Origin of the sequence: Prevotella pallens, assembly GCF_900454935.1 — a bacterium.
Taxonomy (GTDB): Bacteria; Bacteroidota; Bacteroidia; order Bacteroidales; family Bacteroidaceae; genus Prevotella; species Prevotella pallens.
Window position 1 is genome coordinate 490,994 of sequence record NZ_UGTP01000001.1, and the last position, 20,283, is coordinate 511,276.

The following is a 20,283-nucleotide window of genomic DNA, read 5'->3' on the forward strand; positions in this document are numbered from 1 at the left end:
CTATATTCTCGGTTTTCACCATTTTTTTGTGTAAGTTTGCAGCACTATAGTAATGACACAACAAAAAAATCTGCCATATAAGATAAAAGCTTTGATGGTGTGGTTGCAACGAATGAAATATATTCAGGGTTTTGGAATACAATCACCGTCAGCCTTTTCGTTTGATAGGGAGGTGATAAACAATCATACTTCTTATTCGGTTTATGTAGAACTAAACAAAATTTGTCCCATAAAAAATGCGGAAGAACGTAAGAAAGCACGGCTACTATATAGGATAAATCATTTTGCAAAAGCCGATACATTTTATTTTTGTCCTACAAAACTACCCCATTACGAACGCTACATAACGGCAGCAAACGAAAAAACATTGGTAGAGAATGTAGAAACGAAATATGAAACAACGGTAGAAACAGCTTCTAACAAAGTGGCAATTTATTTTTTTACAGTTTGCAACCATAGTAAAACATTCTATGCCGCACTGCGCAAAACCATAAATGCACAAAGCTTTGTAATAGTAGACAATATAAACAAAACGGAAGAAGCAAAAGCTTTTTGGCACGAAATAGTAGACGACGAACGTGTAAGTTTCTCGTTCGACCTATATTATATGGGTATTGCCTTTTTCGACAAACGTCCTAAACAGAACTATATTATAAATTTCTAATAAAACAACACAATATGAGTAAGGTATATACAAAAACTGGCGATAAAGGAACAACCAGTTTAATAGGAGGAACACGAGTAAAAAAGAGCGATATTCGTATAAATTCGTATGGAACAGTAGACGAATTAAACTCTTTTGTAGGGCTACTTGCTACCTATATTAAAGAGGAAGAAACCATAGAACTATTGGCAGAAATGCAAAACGTGCTGTTTAACATAGGTTGCAATTTAGCTATGGGCGACAATTTTAAAAAAGAAATAAAAGAATCGGTTGTAACAACTAAACTAATAGAAAATGTAGAACATGCAATAGACAGAATGCAAGCAGCAATTCCAGAATTAAAACATTTCGTAATTCCAGGTGGTAGTCGTTCTGCATCAATTGCTCATGTTTGTCGTACAGTTTGTAGACGTGCCGAACGTTTAATTATAAGTTTAGATGAGACTTCTGAAGTAGACAAAAATTTAATGGCATATATAAATAGATTGTCAGACTACTTTTTTGTGCTTTCACGTTATTTAAACAATATAGAAAATGTAGCCGAAAAAATTTGGCAAAATCCTTGCAAATAAAAAATAAAATAGTATTTTTGCACGCAAATTAAGCTAAAATTCAAATTTATAAGCCTATGTATTGGACACTAGAATTAGCATCAAAGCTGGAAGATGCACCATGGCCAGCAACAAAAGAAGAACTTATTGACTATGCTGTTCGTTCAGGATCTCCATTAGAAGTGTTAGAAAATCTTCAGGAAATAGAAGACGAAGGCGAAGTTTATGATAGCATTGAAGACATTTGGCCCGACTATCCATCTAAAGACGACTTTTTGTGGAACGAAGATGAATATTGATTAGGTAAACAAAAATAATTCGAACAACTCACCATATATAATATCTATGGTGAGTTGTTTTTTATCTGCAACATTTTACAAGCTCGTTTTAGGCATATAGTATAAATTTTGTATGGAAGATAAATTAAACAAAAGCAATTTCTAAAATATACCTTTTATGGAAAATGCAATAATACCGAAAAACCATCGTTATGTATATGTGTTAAAACGCTTAATGTCCATAATAGGTTTCTGTGCATTTGCTAATGTTGTAGCATTGGCACAATACGATGTGGCTTTTAGTCACTACTGGAATATGGAACCTTATTATAATCCAGCCTCTGTGGGAAAAGAAAATCAGCTAAATGTAGTGGGAGCATACGCTTTAAATTTTGCAGGATATAAAAATAGTCCGCGAGCAATGTATGTTGGTGCAAGTATGCCACTATATTTTATGAAGCAATATCACGGAGTAGGTGTATCTATTTTAAACGACCAAATCGGGCTTTTTACCCATCAACGCATAGCAGGTCAATATGCTTTTCGCAAAAATTTGTTTGGCGGTATGTTGTCGGCAGGTGTACAATTAGGCTTATTATTAGAAAAGTTTGACGGTTCTAAACTTGATTTAGAAGATGCTAACGATCCAGCTTTTGCAAAAGCAGAGGTAAATGGTCAGAGCTTAGATTTAGGAGTAGGTGTTTACTATATACATAACAATTGGTATGTAGGAGCATCTGTACAACATCTTAATGCACCATTGGTGGAACTGGGCGATAAAAACGAACTACAAATAGATAGAACCTATTATTTAACGGGTGGATACAATATAAAGCTAAGAAATCCGTTTCTAACTATACCAACTTCCATAATGGCACGTTATGATGGTAATGGATATCGTGCAGATATAACAGCACGATTAGTATATACAAACGAAAAAAGGGTGTTATATGGTGGTGTATCTTATAGTCCTGGAAACTCGGTAACAGCATACGTTGGAGGAAGCTTTCATAACATAAATGTAGGTTACAGTTACGAAATGTATACAGGTACTGCCGATTTGGGAAATGGTAGCCACGAATTGGTAGTTAGCTATAAAACGGATATAAACCTGCAAAAAAAAGGACGAAATAAACATAAAAGCGTAAGATTTCTATAGAAAACAAAATATGAAAATGAAGAAGAACATATTTATTCTTTGCCTTAGTGTTGTTATGCTTAGCACACTTTCTGGTTGCTTTGCAGGAAAATCGGCTGCAACACCAGGGAGAGGGGGTGAAGTTACAGGTGTTGGTGGAGGAAAATCGTTCCGAGAACCAACTCCGTTTGGTATGACTTTAGTGAAACGTGGCTGGTTGAAAATGGGACTAACAGACCAAGATAGTCTTTGGGGAAAAACTACACCTGTGAAAGATATATCTGTAGATGGCTTCTGGATGGACGAAACAGAAGTAACAAATTCTAAATATAAACAGTTTGTTGAATGGGTACACGATTCAATTCTCCGTACACGTCTTGCCGATCCAGCATACGGAGGCGACGAAACTTATATGATAACCGAAGATAAGAATGGTAATCCTGTTACGCCACATTTAAATTGGAATAAACGTTTACCACGTAAACCCAATGAAGACGAACAACGAGCTTTTGAAAGTTTATATACAACAAATCCAGCTACAGGCGAAAAAAGTCTAGATGTGAAACAACTAAATTATCGTTATGAAATATACGATTACACAGCTGCAGCACTTAGACGTAACCGTTTGAACCCTGCAGAACGCAATTTAAATACAGATGTTGAAGTAAATCCGAACGAAGTTGTTATGATTTCGAAAGATACTGCGTATGTAGACGATGAAGGAAATATACACAGAGAAACTATAAATAGACCTTTAACTGGTGCTTGGGATTTCTTAAATACATATATTGTAAACGTATATCCAGATACAACTTGTTGGGTAAACGACTTTAGAAATTCGGATAATGAAACCTATTTGCGCAATTATTTTAGTAATGCCACATACAACGATTATCCTGTAGTAGGTGTTACATGGGAACAAGCCAATGCTTTTTGTGCTTGGCGTACAGAATATTTGCTAAAAGGTTTAGGAAAAGAAGCTCGCTTTGTTCAACGTTATCGGTTACCAACAGAAGCTGAATGGGAATATGCAGCACGTGGAAAGAATCAAGATGAATTTCCATGGGAAAATCAAGATGTAAAAAATGGTAATGGCTGTTTCTATGCTAATTTTAAACCAGACCGAGGTAACTATACAAAAGATGGTAATCTTATAACCAGTAGAGCGGGTATTTATAGTGCAAATTCGAATGGCTTATACGATATGGCTGGAAATGTGGCTGAATGGACCAGCACTGTTTATACAGAAGCAGGAGTAAAGTCTATGAACGACTTAAACCCACAATTAGAATATAAAGCCGCAAAAGAAGACCCTTATAAGTTGAAAAAGAAAAGTGTACGCGGTGGTAGTTGGAAAGATCCAGAAAGTTATATCCGAAGTGCATGGCGTACGTGGGAATATCAAAATCAACCACGTAGTTATATAGGTTTTCGTTGTGTACGTAGCTTAGCTAGTTCTTCAAGCGAAGCTGCAAAAGAAGCAAAGAAAAGTAGTAAGAAAAGAAAAACAAAATAAAAAAACACAATGACACAGTATAGCAAATATAACATTATATATAGGCTGCAAAAATGGATTGACACAGTTGCAGGGCAAACTTTCCTAAACTATGGTTATAGCTGGGGAGCATCGGTAGTAATCTTAGGAGCATTGTTTAAACTAACTCACCTTCCAGGAGCGAATGTTTGGTTGTTTTTAGGTATGGGAACCGAAGTAATTGTGTTCTTCTTGTCGGCTTTCGACCGTCCTTTCGATAAAACAGATGATGGAAAAGAAATTCCTCTTCATCTTGAAGACGATGAAGAAAATGGAGAACTTGTTGAGAATGAAATACAAAATGCAGCATCTGTAGCGCAAGCAACAACAGCATCTATTAATACGGTGGTAGAAGATATTGCACGACAAACTATTCCATCAGCCGATAAAATTGCAGCTGCAGTAGTTAATCAGCAAAGTCAAATTATAGCAAATGCAGAACAACAAACACCAGAGATGGTTGAAGCACAAACTAATTATGTTGATGCATTAAAAAATTTGACAGAAATGTTAGGAAGAGTGAACGACCAAAGCCAACGTTTAACTCGTGATAGTGAAGAAATGGAAAATCTAAATCGTACACTCACAGGTATTACCAAAGTTTACGAAATGCAATTGAAAGGTGCGAGCCAACAGATTGGTACTATTGACCAAATTAACGAGCAAACTCGCAAAATGGCACAACAAATAGAGCAACTTAACCAGGTATATGCACGAATGATAGAAGCAATGACTGTGAATATGCGTGTTGCATCGCCTAACATTTCTGCTCAACCTACACCAGAGAAATAAAAGTTTAAAGTACATTCATCTTTAAAATAGCGACCCTGTTTATATCATCATAATAAAAAGAATTATGTAGATGAAACAGACAAGCAGACATATTAATAGAAAGATATTTATATGGCAATTATAAAAAGAAAAGTTTCCCCACGCCAGAAGATGATTAACCTGATGTACGTTGTACTAATGGCGATGCTTGCGTTGAATATTTCAACAGAAGTACTTAATGGCTTTTCTATTGTAGAGGAAAGTTTAAATCGTACTACTGGAAACTCTTCTATGGAAAATAAAGCCATCTTCGATGAATTGGAGCAAATGATGCAAAAGAACCCTGAAAAGGTGAAAGCATGGTTTGCAATGGCATCAACAGTGAGAAATATGAGCGATTCGCTCTTTAATTATGCTCAACAATTAAAGATAGACATTGTAAAAGAAGCCGATGGAGACGGTGGCGACCCATTAAACATTAAAAATAAAGAAAACCTGGAAGCAGCGGGAATAATAATGTTGGCGCCTGGAACAGGACAAGGACACAAACTTTTTAATGCTATAAACAGTTATCGTGAGCGTATTCTGCGTTTCGTTACAGACCCTTTACAGAAGAAAATTATAGCAAGTAACCTTTCTACAGTTGTTCCACACCATTCTTTAAATAAGAATTGGGAAGAATATATGTTCGAAAATATGCCAACATCGGCTGCTGTTACGCTGCTTTCAAAGCTGCAAAGCGATATACGTTATGCAGAAGGCGAAGTTTTACACACACTTGTTGCCAATGTTGGATTAAAAGATTTACGTGTTAATAAACTACAGGCTTTTGTTGTACCAAGTCAGACACGACTTTATCCAGGAGAAACGCTAACGGCACAAATGCTAATGGCAGCAATCGACTCTACACAACAACCACAAGTTTATGTAAACGGACAACTAATAAAAGGTAATAAAATAAGTATAAAAGCTGGAACTCCAGGAAAACATACTATTAGTGGTTATATGCTAATTAAAGATCTTGCAGGAAATGTTATACGAAGAAACTTTACACAAGATTATTGGGTAACTGGTGGACCGAAACCTGAAACTTATATTAGTCCTGATGGTATGCAAAAAACACCAGCTTTTGAAGGAATGGCAACAATAGCTGCCGATTTAATGAATGTACTTTATGCTGGTTTCGATAATCCAATTACCATTAGTATCCCAAATACTGCTCAAAACGATATACAAGCTTCTATGTCTGGAGGTTCATTAATTTCGCGTGGTGGGGGTAAATTTGTTGCACGACCAACTTCTGTTGGAAATCCTGTAACAATTTCGGTTTCGGCAAAGGGAAGAAAAATAGGAGAATATAAGTTCCGTGTACGAAAATTGCCAGACCCAGCTCCGTATATTGCAATGGGAGGCGATAGATTTAAGAGTGGAGGTCTATCAAAAGCAGCTTTAATGTCTGCAGCAGGTATACATGCCGCAATAGACGATGGACTATTAGATATTCCATTTACAGTAACAAGTTTCCGCACCGTATTCTTCGATAATTTAGGAAATGCTGTACCATTATCAAGTAATGGCTCACAGTTCTCTGCTCAACAAAAAGAACAATTCCGACATCTCAGTCGTAATAAGCGCTTCTATATAACAAACGTTGTTGTTCACGGTCCAGATGGTACAACACGTACACTTAATGGAAGAAATATGGAAGTGATAGTGCAGTAACAATAAAATGAAGATTAATTATAAATTCTACGTTGGTGTAAATAACCATTGTTTGAATTATTATTTAAGATACAGAAAATGAAACGAATATTCTTAATAATATGTGTTGCCACAGTTGCAATAAGTAGCTTTGCACAGCCAGCTCGTCGTAGAACACAACAAGAGAGCAGCCGTTCTAATGCAAATACTATAACTACACGTGCTCAAATATCATTTCCTACTGCAGCTCCAATGGAAGAAGATGTAGTTTGGCGTCGCGATATATATCGAGAACTCAATCTTATGGACGATGCCAATGCTCCTTTATATTATCCGACAGAACCTGTTGGCTCGCAGATGAATTTGTTTTGCTATATCTTCAAATTGATGATGATGGGACCACGCAATGGTGGGATAAATGCATACGAATATAGAATGGATGGCAACGAAGTGTTTACAGATTCGGCACGCATAAAGCCGCTACAATTCTTAGATAATTATCATATTTATTACGAACGTACAGATCGTGGTATAAGATTGGATAATAGCGACATTCCTTCGGCAGAAGTAAAAGGTTACTATTTAAAAGAAAGTGCCTATTACGACCAGGGAACATCTACTTTTCATCGAAAAGTTATTGCACTTTGCCCTATAATGTATCGTGCAGATGACTTTGGAGATGGCGAAGTTAAGTATCCGTTGTTTTGGGTTAAATACGACGATTTAGCTCCATTCCTTTCAAAGCAAACCATAATGACGAGTAATTTGAATAATGCTGCTACAATGAGCGTAGAAGACTATTTCACAATGAATTGCTACAAAGGAAAGATTTATAAAACAACAAATATGCTCGGCAAAACACTTGCGCAATATTGTACAACCGATTCGGCAATGAACAAAGAGCAAAGAAAGATTGAGAACGAATTAAAAGAGTTCGAAAAAAATATCTTTGGTAATATACAAAAACGTGATAGCTTAGATAGTATTTCTGCAGCAAAAGATAACACGAAAGCTGTAAAAACTCGTTCGCGTCGTACTAGACGTTCTGCAGAAACTACAGTAACGCGTTCTTCTCGTCGTTCAAACTCGTCAGGAGGAACATCTAATAATGCTGCTCGTGTTAGTGTACGCCGGCAACGACATTAATAAATAAAATGCGTTTTTGGGTAGAGTTATTAATTTAAAGCCTCTGATGTTTCTAAATTATAGAGCAACTTAGGCTTTTAATATTTAAGATTGTGAAAAAAACAACTTCATTAATAATCCTTCTCATCGGATTATGCATCTCAACATCAGTAAAAGCACAAGATGTTGAGTTTGGTATTAAAGCAGGATTGAATGTTACAGACATGAAACTTAGTTCGGAACTATTTAAAACGACTAATCGTGCAGGTGGTTTCATTGGTCCTACGGTTAAATTCACACTTCCTATTGTTGGCTTAGGAGTAGATGTTTCGGCACTTTACGATTTCCGTCAAGCAAAAGTTACCGACCCAACATCACAAGAGGAAACTGTAAAACAACAGCAAATTGCAATTCCTGTAAACTTTCGCTATTCTGTTGGCTTAGGTTCTATGGCAAGTGCTTTTCTTTCTACAGGTCCACAATGGGGCATTAATATAGGCGAAAAAGATTTTAAATGGAATAGAAGAAGTAGCTATTCGCTAAAAAAGAGCAATTTCAGTATAAATGCAGGTCTTGGTGTTACATTTATGAAGCATTTCGAAGTTAGTGCGAACTACAATATAGCAGTGGGTAAAACAGCAGAAGTAAAAGCACTAAAAACAATTGGTAATGCTGCAGAACAATTGATTGGTGTAAAAACAAAAAGCAGAAATAATTCTTGGCAGGTAGCTGTTGCTTATTATTTTTAATCCATCGCTATAACGAATGGTATTAGAGATGAACAACTTTTAAGATAGGTTGTGTTAATATTATTTCTAAAGAAATATGACGTCGTTTTCGAATTAAAATGACGTCATATTCTTTTATATCTCATTATGCAATATTATATATTGTCTATCAGCATAAAACTATATTCCTATTTTATTATAACTTTCTTTCCGTTAATAATATATACCCCCCTTCTTAACCCTTTAAGTGTATTCGCTTGATGTTTTAAGCATACACCACTAAGTGTGTATATATCATAAGTAATGCTGGAATTAGAAACGGTAGATATTCCAGTAGGAATAACTTCAATAGTTGTTGGAGCTGACTCTATATTATTTATATAACTTGCTGTTACTTGATAAATATGATTACCTTTTGTAACATTCACGTCAATATAATTATAGTCAGTTGTTGAACCGATAAGAATACCATCTCGATATATGTTATATTTCTCAACATTACCACCACCTACATAATAAGATATATCGTCAATAAGCAGAATATAGGCTGTTGAAGGTTTTGTAACATTGCGAATTGCAAAGAACTTTGTACCTTCTGGGAGTTCTGCTTCAATCTTTTGCCATTCTCCGCCAGAAATCTCCACAGTTTTTAATATATTGAAATGGTTGATATCAGTATCAGAAGTAGAATAAAGAATTTGAACAGTTTGTTTCAAATCAACTTTCTGTCCTGTTATCTGATTGGTTGCTACAACATTATTGGCGTAAAAAGATATTGTTTGAGCAAGACGTGGTAATTCCGGACTAATAATCCAATCATCATTCGCAACAGTTTCTTGTTCGAAACTATACATATTCATCTGCGTACTATGAACAGATGCTAAAGATTGCTTCCCACTATGAGCATCGAACGTATGTAAACCACCAGCAGGTAGATCACGTCCATTAAAATCGTGAGGATTAAACACTATAAATGCAAAAGGTTCTCCTTCGTTCGGATAGGTAATTTCTGTACCATTAGAATCATACAGAAAGTCTCCAGCTGTTGTTGCTTTATCACCATCAACAAATGTCCAGTTTCCTATTTCTGTTATCGCCCATGGAGTATAAGATTCAATATCATCAGTCTTTATCATCAAAGGTATTGGTTTTTCCCAAGAAAGTTTTATGTCATCGCCAACTTGTACCCAAGATAAATTCTGTACGGGCGAAACATCGGGTTTCTTAATAGCAATATTCGTATTTGCTGAATTATTTTCGTCATTAATGTCTCCGTCTGCTAATACTATCACCTTTATGTTTAATTGTTCTGCAGCTTCAAGTTTATCTACTTTATAAGATAATTCGAATGTTTTAATATCAAGAGAAGATAATGGCTCGTTTATTTGTTGTCTACTAATTTCTTTCCCATTGACTATGAGTAACAGTTGGTAAGCATTTATAGATTTATCGCCTACATTACTTACTTTTACATGGATATTCGTAGTTTCAGAACGCATCACTTCTTTATCTGCTGTTACTGCAACAGAAAGGTCTCTATCGGCTAAATCGCCTACACGAATATTATCTATGAATAAAACTTTAGTGCTACTCTCGTTTGACTTATCAGCAAATGCGAAACCTAACTGAACATAACGTTCATTTATAAATTGGCTGAGATCGTATTTATATGTTTGCCATTTGTTTTCGCCTGCAACTAATTTCTCTTTGTTCAGATACACAATACCTTTATTTGGAATTGTCGCATATACATAAAACATACCACTGGCTGTAGTATTTTTTTGTTTAAATGCTAATATAGGGTGATGTGTTCCTGCTAACGATATTTTGAATGTATTTACACCAACTGAATCGTTCATAAGAGTTTGAAGATAAAGACAACCTCCGTCTGCATCAGACGATTCGTCTACTGTTCTTCCCACACCTGCCATTTGGAAAGTTACACCTTGTCCCTCTGCAAAAGGTATTAAAACTTTGTTTTCTCTACCATTAACAAAGCTCTCATAGTATGGCGTACTATCAGGCACGCCTAATAAAAGAGTATTAGAAACATTTCCTTTTTCACTCTCCCCTTTAGCATTTTTTGCAGTAACAGCTAATTCGAGTTGTCTTGGTTTTCCTTTATCTGCACCATAACCTAAGGCATATTCTGTCTGCCCATTTGTAACTTCACCTATTTTATCTCCCAATTGTACTTGGCCTAAGTTATCGTAGCTAACAGTATGTATATTATAAGTTACTTTCTCTGGAAAGAATGCGCCATTATGCATAGGACGAGCTGCACTCCACGAAAGAATAATATTATTAGGATCATCTGAGAGCTTTACATTTGTTGGAGCTGATGGAAAATCGAGTCCTATATAAGAAGAAATAACATACGCTTCTCCATCTCCAATCTCATTATAAGGAAGAAAAGTAAAACTATTTAATCCCTCTTGTGGAATATTATCTATCACAAAGTTATATTGTTCACCAGGATTAAGAGTATTTATATTTTTCACTTGTGTGCCATTTACTAATACACGAATACCACCTAATGAGGTTAATGGCATTCCATCATACGAAGTTTTTGGCGCAGTAAAGTTTACATTTGCTTTCAAACTTGCTGAAGCATCTGGTGTAATAGTTACATTAGTAACCTTACTAGGAGATTTGGCTTCTGGTGCTGCTTCAACAGAAATATCATCAACATAAAGAGCAATACGAAAAGCATCGCTAATAGCGTGGAAGCCTATATAATATACACCATCGTTCAAAGGTTTCAATGTTTGTGTATATTCTTGAAAAGTAGTATTACTTATTTCTGTGGGCGTAAGTATTTCGCCAGTCATAGCAGCCACCTTAGTTGCATTACCATACTTTACTTCTATACGTTCGGGATAGGTAGCTTGTACACAACGAAGTTTAAATTTCACATAATAAGTCTTACCACCTTTTAGATTTATTCCTGGTGAAATTAACCAATCGTCAGCTGCATTCTTTGCATTGTAATAATACATTGCCATTCCATTCTGGTCGTTAAGTAAAAGGCTCCATATTCCATTCTTCTTGCCATTAATTGTATCGTTATCTCCATTAGCATCAATTATAGTGAATTGTTCCCATTGTTCCACATTGCTAAAATCAACGCTCCAACCAGGTTCATAGATTATAGGCGATTGCTTATGCTGAACATTTGAAACACTTTTCTGCCTATTATTTTTTAATTGTGATATAGGCATATTTCGCCTGTTACAATTATAAATTGTAGTATCACCCATCTGTAATTTCTGCTGCAAGATATGATTGTGAATTAACAATTTATCAATAGTAGTTTGACCATATATAGGCATTGTTGCCAGTATAACTCCTTGAATAATAAGTAAAATTATTTTCTTTCCCATAAAAAATATTTTAGATGTTTATAACTACGATATACTTCTACAGTGTAGTAACTCTATTTAAGTCAATAAATCGTGGATAGCAGAGGGTGATTTTTAACCATATTTCAAAATCATATATATAATGATGTTGATAAAAATGAAGACTCTATTGCACTTCGTTTTGGAACTTGCATTCTAAACACAACTAAATGGATCTTTTTATAAATGAAGGTTTCACAGAGGTCTCGATATTTGCAAATAATTTATAGCATATTATACTATGAATCAGAGGAATATTAGGCTTTTAAGGGTGGACTATTTATAGATTGAAAGTTGTCAAGTTATTAATGTGCATTTTGACACACCCTCTCTTTTTATTAACCTCCTTATTTTTCAATTCTTTAGCATCCTAATCAAAAACATAGGTAATACGTGCAAAAAGGGAATGGCTTCCATCAAAATCTCCCAAATATCGGAAGGTATATCCTGCTCCTATCTTCCAATGATTAGCAACTATAAAGTCTATTCCAGTAGAAGGGGAGATAATATAGGACGTATGTTTTATATCTATACGTTCTGTGCCGTTGTTAGGCGTAAAGTGTTCGTAGCTTCCATCAATAATGCCAATACCACCACACAATTGCAAATAGTAGTTGAACAGTTTTGTTGATATAATATTAAAACCGAATCCCGTACTTATTGAATAGTCTTTACGAGACATAGATAAAATCCGATTACCTTCAGGAATATTCGTCAATTTCAATTCTGTACCATCATCGGTAGCTCCGAATAAGTCGGTAGTCCAAAAAAGACGATTGCTGATATAATACTTGGATAGAAAACCGATGCCAAAGCCCGAACTGAATGAGTTTTCGTATGGATTGCCGATTTTTGTATAGGTTTGCAGACCTCCATATATGCCTAATTCCAATGTTTTCTTTTGGGCTGCTATAGGCAAAGTCAAAATTAGCGAAAATAAAATAATTGTAATCCTTTTCATATTTCTACATTTCTTGATCTATTGTAAATTCAAAACTGTCAACAGCATGATGGAAAATATCTTCTTTATTCTTGAAGTGATGAAACATATTCCCACGAGAAACGTTGGTAGCTTCGACCAAGTCAGAGAAAGATACGTCCGCATGGCCTTTTTTCAGAAATAATCTGAACGATTCATTAAGATAATGTCTCTTTTGCATATACTTTCTTTATCTGTTTGATTTTCCATAATTTCATTATATTAGAATTAAAGCAGAACGTTTGCTCCGTATTGATAAGCGCAATATTAGGCAAATTATTTCAATCTACCAATTTTTTTTCGATGATTTTTCTCCCAAAAGTTTCATTTTTCTCTCTTTATCTCACTTTGCAGTGTAAAATAATTGATTATGAGCCTTTTTGATAGCATAATAACAACACTAAAACTTAAGGTTCATTACATAGAACTGTAAAGCCTTAAAAACAGTGCATTATATTTACTAAATGAGGCAAGCAAACTAATTAAATCTATAAGAAATTATGAAGTCGGCATTACGCACTAATACCTACTTTGTGAGTACCAGAAAACTAAAATAGCACTCACAGATATATTATGTAAAAAGATAGATATCTGAAACGTTCCTTACAGATATCTGAAACGTTCTTTACAGATATCTGAAACGTTCCTTACAGATATCTGAAACATTCCTTACAGATATCTAAAACGAAAGATGGCAGAAAGTAATAGTATAAACAGAAATATAAAGGCATTATGTTCTAAAGTTCAGTTTGGATTTAATTGTTCTGCAGCTGCAAGTTTCTCTACTTTATAAGTAACAACTTTTTTGTATATTGTTGAAATGGAAAACTAATATTAATGTAGCGGCAATGGAGAATGTTGCAATAGAAACAAATGTATAAACGTTAATTATTTTTCTACTCATTGCGCTTTTTATTTGTTGTTTTCATTATAATCTTATACCTTTGTGGCAGTGTTCATCGAAAAGTGGTGTGGCAACATACTAAACAAACAATCTTTTAACTTATAAAATGAGAAACTGTGTTTTGATGCTTATTCTCCTCTTGTGTTGCGTGGTAACAAATGCACAAGAACAACATGCTTGGGAACAATTATATAGCGAATTGTTGGAAACGGAGGAGCAGGAGAATATAATGAGTGAAGAGGATTACGACTTGCTTTGTAGTTTGGAGATGCAACCTATAGACTTGAATAAGGCTACTCGTGAAGATTTAGAGCAGCTTCCCTTTCTATCTTCAACACAGATAGAAGATATTTTGGCTTACATTTATCAGTATCATGGAATGCGTTCAGTGGGTGAACTATTGATGATAGAGTCGCTCGATGATATACGCTGCAGATTATTGAGCCATTTTGTAACTATAAAGGTTGATGACGAACAACATTATCCTGCACTTTCTACTATATTGAGACGTGGAAAACATAATATACTGTTTACAGCTAAAGTGCCTTTCTATACACGTGTAGGCGATAAAAGTGGCTATTTGGGCTATCCATATTCACATTCGGTGCGCTATAAGTTTTCTTATTCCGATTATTTCCAGGCAGGTTTCGTTGGTGCGCAAGATGGGGGAGAGCCTTTCTTCGCTAATAGAAATGCAATGGGCTACGATTATTATAGTTTTTATGTAGCTGTACGCAAATTGGGTTGCATTAAGTCAGCAGTTATTGGTCGCTATAAAGTACGTTTTGGGCAAGGTTTGGTTGTGAATAGCGATTTTAGTTTTGGAAAAACAATGTATCTTCTCTCACAAGGACGTTCTTTTACTAATATTCGTCCACACAGTTCACGTTCGCAAGCAAACTATTTGCAAGGTGGAGCCATAACGTTGGCTTTAACACATAATATATCGTTGTCGGCTTTTGCATCTTATCGTAAAAACGATGCAACACTTAATAGCGATGGTAGTATTCGCACACTTTTAAAAACGGGTTATCATCGTACCACTGTAGAACTGGAGAAGAAAAACAATTATTCTACAACGGCATTTGGAAGCAATGTGCAGTGGCATAGAAATGGGTTTCAATTAGGTCTGACTGCATTATATTCGCAGTTTAGCCGTCCATTATGTCCGAACACAGAGCAAAAGTATCGTACCGACTATCCACAGGGTTACAATTTTTGGAATGTTGGGGCTAATTATGGTTATATAAATTCGCGATGGAATGTGAATGGTGAATCGGCAATGAGTGGTAACGGAGCCTTTGCTACCTTAAATAGTGCATCGTTTCAGGCGTCAAAACAAGTAGCAATAACAGCTATTCAGCGTTATTACAGTGCTAAATATTGGGCTCTTAATGGAAATGCTTTTAGCGAAGGAGGACAAACACGCAACGAAATGGGATTATTGTTGGGACTAGCTTGGACCATAAATAGGTTTCTCACCGCAAATATCTATTCCGATTATGCTTATTTTGCAAAACCACGCTATTTAGCTTCGGTGGCAAGTTGTGCTTGGGATAATCTTTTCTCTACAGTATACACACATAACAACTTTTCGTTTTTAGTGCGTTATAGATTTAAGATTCGGCAGAAAGACAATGCTAATAGCACTCGACTGGCGAACGAATATATGCAGCGAGCACACTTTGCATTTATGTTCTCGCATCGAAACTGGGAGAATAAAATACAATTAGATATGGTTTCTGCTAAGTATAAAACCAATAGCGTGGGATATATGTTGAGCGAATTTATTACGTGGAAACCTTTTTCGTGGCTTCAAACATCGTCTAATATAGGTTATTTCCATACTTCCGATTTTGCTTCACGCCTGTATGTATACGAGCGTAGTATGCTCTACAACTTTAGTTTCCCAGCCTTTTATGGGAAAGGAGTGCGAGGAGCTATTTTCGTTAAAGCCAATTTACACAAGAACCTATCTGCACTGCTAAAGATAAGTAATACACATTACCTTGATCGTAAGCAAATATCATCAGGATTGCAGCAGATAAGCGGTTCTAACCTTACCGATTTAGAGCTTCAATTACAATGGAAAATATAATAGACGACTGCTCTGTTCAGCATGAATTCAGTTTCGTATAAATTCACTTAAAGCCGTGCCACCATCTAATGAGGGTGAATAAGCCTCAAGCACATTGAGCTTAATGTTGCCTATAACTTCTTTTAAGTCCTTAGCTGTGTTCAATACGCATATATCTCCAGCTAATCCACAAATGTCTATCTGCTCAATGTCCCACTTCTCCATTAATTTATTGAGAATATTTGCAGATGTTTCATTCTGCATAATAGAGTATTCTTCTTTTCCAATATTGGTTCCTTTATATAAAGGTGTAAATCCTCCTTCCTGTTGATTAAGAGCAACCAATAACGGTTGCCAAATAGCAGCACCTGTAGAGTGTTGTACACAATGACGCGGCCATAATCCTCCTTCATCAGCAAACGAACTGTGATGAAAAGGATGCCAATCTAAAGTAACTACTTTCAGACTATATGTATCACTATTTGTTTTTACATACGTTGCCAACGCATTCATAGCCTCTGCAGCATTTTCTACAGGGAGAGTACCAGTAATAAAATCGATCTGTGGATCGACAATTAGCAAAAGTTTATTCATCTTTTATTATCTTGTAAATGTGCTTTTGTAATAAAGCATCTTAAGAATATTAACGAATATAGTTTGCAAATATTTCCCTGTGATATAAAAAATAACAGTGCGTATATTAATTTATCATCAAACTGTTGTTAATGCATTAGCAAAATGTTGCCAATAGATACTCTCTAATTATAAAACGGAAGTGAGAAGAAATAAGAATTAATTTGTTGTGTTTCTGCTTTTCATATACAATATACAACGAAAACTTGTGTAATTGAGGAATAAGAGCTATGTTTGCAGTTGGAATATTAAGAAATAACAATGAGGCGAAGTATACTCAATCTCAGTAGATTCTTGTTTTATCCAAAGCCCTGTGTAGACGAAACGCAGCTGAAATGTCGGTTCAAAGGACGATGGGTGGTAATTACAGGAGCATCGCGAGGCATCGGAGCTGCATTGGCTAAGCGACTAATGCGAGCAGGAGCGAACTTATATCTTGTGGCTCGTAGCGAGACAGAACTGCAAGCTTTGTGCAACGAAGCACAGACACTGAACTGTAGGGCAATATGTTGTGCACTCGATTTGCGCGACCGTTCTGCCCTGAATTCGTTGTGCCACAACCTAAAACAGCTATCTCAGGTAGACTATCTTTTCTGTAATGCAGGAAAGTCTATCTGCCGAAAGATAGCAGATGCCACCGATCGGCTACATGATTTCGATCGTACGATGGACCTAAACTATCGCTCTGTTGTAGCGTTGGCTTTGACTTTGTTGCCTGCTTTACGGCAGACAGGTGGACAGCTGGTTTATACTTCATCTGTAAGCTCTCTGTATCCGCCTGCTCCGGGCTGGTCGGCTTACCACGCATCGAAGTGTGCTACTAATGTCTGGTGTCGTACGGCAGAATGCGAATGGAAACCGTTTGGCGTTGGTGTCCATGTGGCATATCTACCATTGGTACGCACGGAAATGTCGATGGCTAACCCACATTATCGCTCCTTGCCTGCCTATTCGGCTGACGATGCAGCGTGCATATTGTTGCGGCTGGCTATGGGACACCACTTTTCCTACCAGCCTTGGTGGTCGCGTCTTACGGCTCCTGTTGCATGGGCGTTTGCTCCATTAGTTCGTTATTTCTATCAAAAGTCTGTTCTATGAAAAAGTCTCTCTTACATTCGTTGTGGCATTTGCACCTTATTACGCCACGTGGTATTGTGCGTTTGCTTAGCTGTTTCCTGCACGAAGGCATTACGTTGATGGCTGTTGTGCGCTTTGCTGTTTGCTACCATGCACACCAGTGTGCTGTGGTGAACGACAATCGGCACGTAGATTATCAAGAGTTCTACGCATTGGCGCAACGGTTGTCTCGTTTGCTCTACCATAATTACCATTTAGAAAGCGGACAGCATGTGGCACTGTTTTGTCGTAACCATCTTGTTTCAGCCTTGCTTTTGCCTGCTCTCTCACGGTTGGGAGTCCACGTAAAGTTGCTAAACACCGACCTCTCGGACGAACAGTTGGCACAAGTAATGAGCCGTTCGTTCGCACTTTTTATCTACGATGAGGAACTTACACTGGCAAATAACTTGTATGCAATGTGTTCTATGGTATCGTGTGAAAAATTGTTGGAAAGTATAGAAACACACAATTTTGTTTGTGATACCACGCTGCCACACATAAAGCGAGGCGGGAATATCAGTGTAATGACGGGCGGTTCGAGTGGTAAATATAAGGAGGCAGCACGCCAAACGGGTATTGTCCAGTTTCTGCCACCCTTCTTTTCGTTGCTTTGCGATTTACATATTGATAGCTATCGGAGCGTGCTGATAGGACTTCCTTTCTATCATGGTTTTGGTTTGGCTACGCTGCTTGTCTCGTTTGTCATGGGCAAGACTGTATGTTTGCTGCGTCGTTTCGATGCCGAAGAGGTGCTGAATGTTGTGGCAACAGAGCATATAGAGGTTATGCCAATGGTGCCTGCTATGCTTGCCAGATTATGGCAAGTGGAGTGTGCCGAATCTCGTTTGCGTTCGCTGAAGTGCATTATCAGCGGAGGCGATCGGCTCGATGTGTCGTTGGCAAAGCATACTATAGAACATATAGGACCTGTGCTTTACAATCTTTATGGAACGTCAGAGGCTGGCTTTTTTATGCTTGCTACACCGCAACAGCTTATTTACAACGGTGAAGTTTCTATTGGAAAACCTATTCGGGGAATGCAATGTGAAGTGCGCGATGCCGATGCTGAGGGTGTTGGAACACTGTGGGTGAAATGTAAGTGGGCAATGGTTGGACGGCAAAACTGTTGGCAGAGCACTGGCGACCGCGTGCTTCAGTTGCCCGATGGTCGTTTTCTACATCGTGGAAGAGCCGATAGAATGGTAGTCTGTGGCGGCGAGAATGTTTATCCCGAACACGTTGAGCAAGTATTGAAAAAGCATACTTTGATAGTAGACGCAGTGGTTTACCCTGTTCCCGATGTTCGGTTTGGTCGTGTGCTTAGTGCGCAGATAGAATTGAAAGCAGGCGCTCTGCTCACTGAAGACGATTTGAAAGAATGGCTCAGAGCAAGACTCTCTCGTGCTGAAATGCCCCATCATTTCCGTTTTGGCTCGATAGGAATGCTATCAACGGGCAAGCATCGTAGAAATATATAACACGCAGTAAATTAGTAGTTATAGTTCGTTAGTTTATGGTTTTTATTATAAACATTATGCTTTTACGATATTAATTTTGAAAGATATGAGATATGCGGTAATAGAATAAACTTTGTAGCTACCTTTCTTTTGAATGTGAATGTGTGCGACACTACGTTTTAGTTGTAGAAATATAAAATAGGAATGTTTCTTGCTGAATTGTCTGAAATGTATTATCTTTGCATAGCTTAGAACTTAAAGGTAAGTTTTATAAGCCATAATAAAAATAGAAACAACATGGACAACAATCAAAACCAACAAGGACAGCAGCTTCAGATAGACTTGAGTCCTGAAGTAGCAAAGGGAATTTATACGAATTTCCAAATTATCTCACACTCAAGCTCAGAGTTTGTGCTCGATTTTATTAGTATGCTCCCAGGTATACCCAAACCAACAGTAACTAGTAGAGTAATACTTGCACCAGAACATGCGAAGCGACTTTTAGCTGCTTTACAAGAGAATATAGTTAGATACGAACAAGAGTTCGGAAAGATTCAAATGCCTAATCAGCAACCAAGAACAGCAACACCTTTCGGACCTGTAAAAAACGACGCATAGAAAGAAGAAAACTATATATAGTTTTAATATCGCAATTATCCATATTTGTGGGTAGTTGCGATATTTTTTTGTATAATGTTTTTTATTTAGAACCAACAGTTAGTTTTAGTATAGTAGGAAATAGGTGAGCCCTTATTAGTAATGCCTAATGCCTACTCGCAACTCGAAAAGAACATCTTTGGTAGTTAGAAAAATCAATTAGATATTGGCTGCTCTTGTTTTAGATATCTGTAACGTTCGTCTCAGATGTCTGTAACGTTCGTCTCAGATATCTGTCAGTTGCGAATTAGATATCACAAAAAACAACAGCTGTTTAATTCTGCAACTAAACATGTAATTAGTTATTAATATGTTTTATAAGTGTCTGAAAAACAATAAACTCTTCAGAGTATTGGTAGCTGTATAATTCTCACTAATTTATGGCGCAAAGCAATATAGCTAATGAACATTGCCAGCAATATGGAGAACGAATTAGAACTGTTGCGGTATTAAGGATATTCTTTCTTTATACTCTAACCTGGTAAACTTTTGATATGTCAGTAACTTGCTCTTTCATAGATGTGAAGATACGAAAATATTCTGAAAGGTGCAAGAAAAAACCCACT

17 protein-coding genes are annotated in these 20,283 nt (G+C 36.6%); 13 read left to right on the top strand and 4 right to left on the bottom strand.

What is annotated here, in order from left to right; genetic code table 11:
• Positions 1-52: 52 nt before the first annotated feature.
• The 9 genes from DX009_RS02035 to DX009_RS02075 all read left to right on the top strand — a co-directional run bounded on the left by DX009_RS02035 (position 53) and on the right by DX009_RS02075 (position 8,511).
• A complete protein-coding gene (locus DX009_RS02035; RefSeq protein WP_115082852.1) occupies positions 53-664 on the top strand; it encodes a hypothetical protein in 612 nt (203 codons plus the stop codon).
• A 14-nt stretch (positions 665-678) separates the two neighbouring features.
• A complete protein-coding gene (locus DX009_RS02040; protein ID WP_006045634.1) occupies positions 679-1,236 on the top strand; it encodes a cob(I)yrinic acid a,c-diamide adenosyltransferase in 558 nt (185 codons plus the stop codon).
• Between the two features lie 56 nt (positions 1,237-1,292).
• Positions 1,293-1,514 carry a DUF2795 domain-containing protein gene (locus DX009_RS02045; RefSeq protein WP_006045633.1) on the top strand — a complete coding sequence of 74 codons (222 nt, stop codon included), beginning with the start codon at positions 1,293-1,295 and terminating at the stop codon, positions 1,512-1,514.
• A gap of 199 nt (positions 1,515-1,713) precedes the next feature.
• A complete protein-coding gene (locus tag DX009_RS02050) occupies positions 1,714-2,652 on the top strand; it encodes a PorP/SprF family type IX secretion system membrane protein (RefSeq protein WP_455058734.1) in 939 nt (312 codons plus the stop codon).
• A 10-nt stretch (positions 2,653-2,662) separates the two neighbouring features.
• Entirely contained in the window at positions 2,663-4,147 is a 1,485-nt protein-coding gene (gene porK, locus DX009_RS02055; protein WP_006045631.1) for a T9SS ring complex lipoprotein PorK/GldK, read from the top strand.
• Positions 4,148-4,156: 9 nt separating this feature from the next.
• Positions 4,157-4,957, top strand: coding sequence for a type IX secretion system motor protein PorL/GldL (gene porL, locus DX009_RS02060; RefSeq protein WP_115082854.1), 801 nt, complete (start codon positions 4,157-4,159; stop codon positions 4,955-4,957).
• Between the two features lie 111 nt (positions 4,958-5,068).
• A complete protein-coding gene (gene porM, locus DX009_RS02065) occupies positions 5,069-6,658 on the top strand; it encodes a type IX secretion system motor protein PorM/GldM (protein WP_115082855.1) in 1,590 nt (529 codons plus the stop codon).
• 78 nt (positions 6,659-6,736) lie between these two features.
• Entirely contained in the window at positions 6,737-7,783 is a 1,047-nt protein-coding gene (gene porN, locus DX009_RS02070) for a type IX secretion system ring subunit PorN/GldN (protein WP_006045628.1), read from the top strand.
• 92 nt (positions 7,784-7,875) lie between these two features.
• Positions 7,876-8,511 carry a porin family protein gene (locus DX009_RS02075; protein WP_115082856.1) on the top strand — a complete coding sequence of 212 codons (636 nt, stop codon included), beginning with the start codon at positions 7,876-7,878 and terminating at the stop codon, positions 8,509-8,511.
• A 167-nt stretch (positions 8,512-8,678) separates the two neighbouring features.
• Here DX009_RS02075 and DX009_RS02080 read toward each other — a convergent pair whose 3' ends face one another.
• The 3 genes from DX009_RS02080 to DX009_RS02090 all read right to left on the bottom strand — a co-directional run bounded on the left by DX009_RS02080 (position 8,679) and on the right by DX009_RS02090 (position 13,051).
• The gene (locus DX009_RS02080) at positions 8,679-11,873 is read right to left on the bottom strand and encodes a choice-of-anchor J domain-containing protein (protein ID WP_115082857.1); all 3,195 of its coding nucleotides are present in this window, start codon (positions 11,871-11,873) and stop codon (positions 8,679-8,681) included.
• A 388-nt stretch (positions 11,874-12,261) separates the two neighbouring features.
• Positions 12,262-12,852 (bottom strand): outer membrane beta-barrel protein, encoded by a 591-nt coding sequence (locus DX009_RS02085; protein ID WP_115082858.1) that lies wholly within the window; start codon positions 12,850-12,852, stop codon positions 12,262-12,264.
• 4 nt (positions 12,853-12,856) lie between these two features.
• Entirely contained in the window at positions 12,857-13,051 is a 195-nt protein-coding gene (locus tag DX009_RS02090) for a helix-turn-helix domain-containing protein (protein ID WP_245944559.1), read from the bottom strand.
• A gap of 829 nt (positions 13,052-13,880) precedes the next feature.
• Between DX009_RS02090 and DX009_RS02095 the strand changes: the two genes are divergently transcribed.
• The gene (locus tag DX009_RS02095; RefSeq protein ID WP_115082859.1) at positions 13,881-15,872 is read left to right on the top strand and encodes a ComEA family DNA-binding protein; all 1,992 of its coding nucleotides are present in this window, start codon (positions 13,881-13,883) and stop codon (positions 15,870-15,872) included.
• Between the two features lie 27 nt (positions 15,873-15,899).
• Here DX009_RS02095 and DX009_RS02100 read toward each other — a convergent pair whose 3' ends face one another.
• Positions 15,900-16,445, bottom strand: coding sequence for an isochorismatase family protein (locus tag DX009_RS02100; RefSeq protein ID WP_115082860.1), 546 nt, complete (start codon positions 16,443-16,445; stop codon positions 15,900-15,902).
• A gap of 300 nt (positions 16,446-16,745) precedes the next feature.
• Between DX009_RS02100 and DX009_RS02105 the strand changes: the two genes are divergently transcribed.
• The 3 genes from DX009_RS02105 (at position 16,746) to DX009_RS02115 (ending at position 19,678) form a co-directional block, all read left to right on the top strand.
• Entirely contained in the window at positions 16,746-17,582 is an 837-nt protein-coding gene (locus DX009_RS02105; protein ID WP_115082861.1) for an SDR family NAD(P)-dependent oxidoreductase, read from the top strand.
• On the top strand, positions 17,579-19,081 hold the full coding sequence (locus tag DX009_RS02110; RefSeq protein WP_115082862.1) for a class I adenylate-forming enzyme family protein: 1,503 nt from the start codon (positions 17,579-17,581) through the stop codon (positions 19,079-19,081). The genes DX009_RS02105 and DX009_RS02110 overlap by 4 nt, the downstream gene beginning before the upstream one ends.
• Before the next feature lie 276 nt (positions 19,082-19,357).
• Complete coding sequence (locus DX009_RS02115) at positions 19,358-19,678, top strand: DUF3467 domain-containing protein (RefSeq protein WP_006045620.1); 321 nt, start codon at positions 19,358-19,360, stop codon at positions 19,676-19,678.
• Positions 19,679-20,283 lie beyond the last annotated feature (605 nt).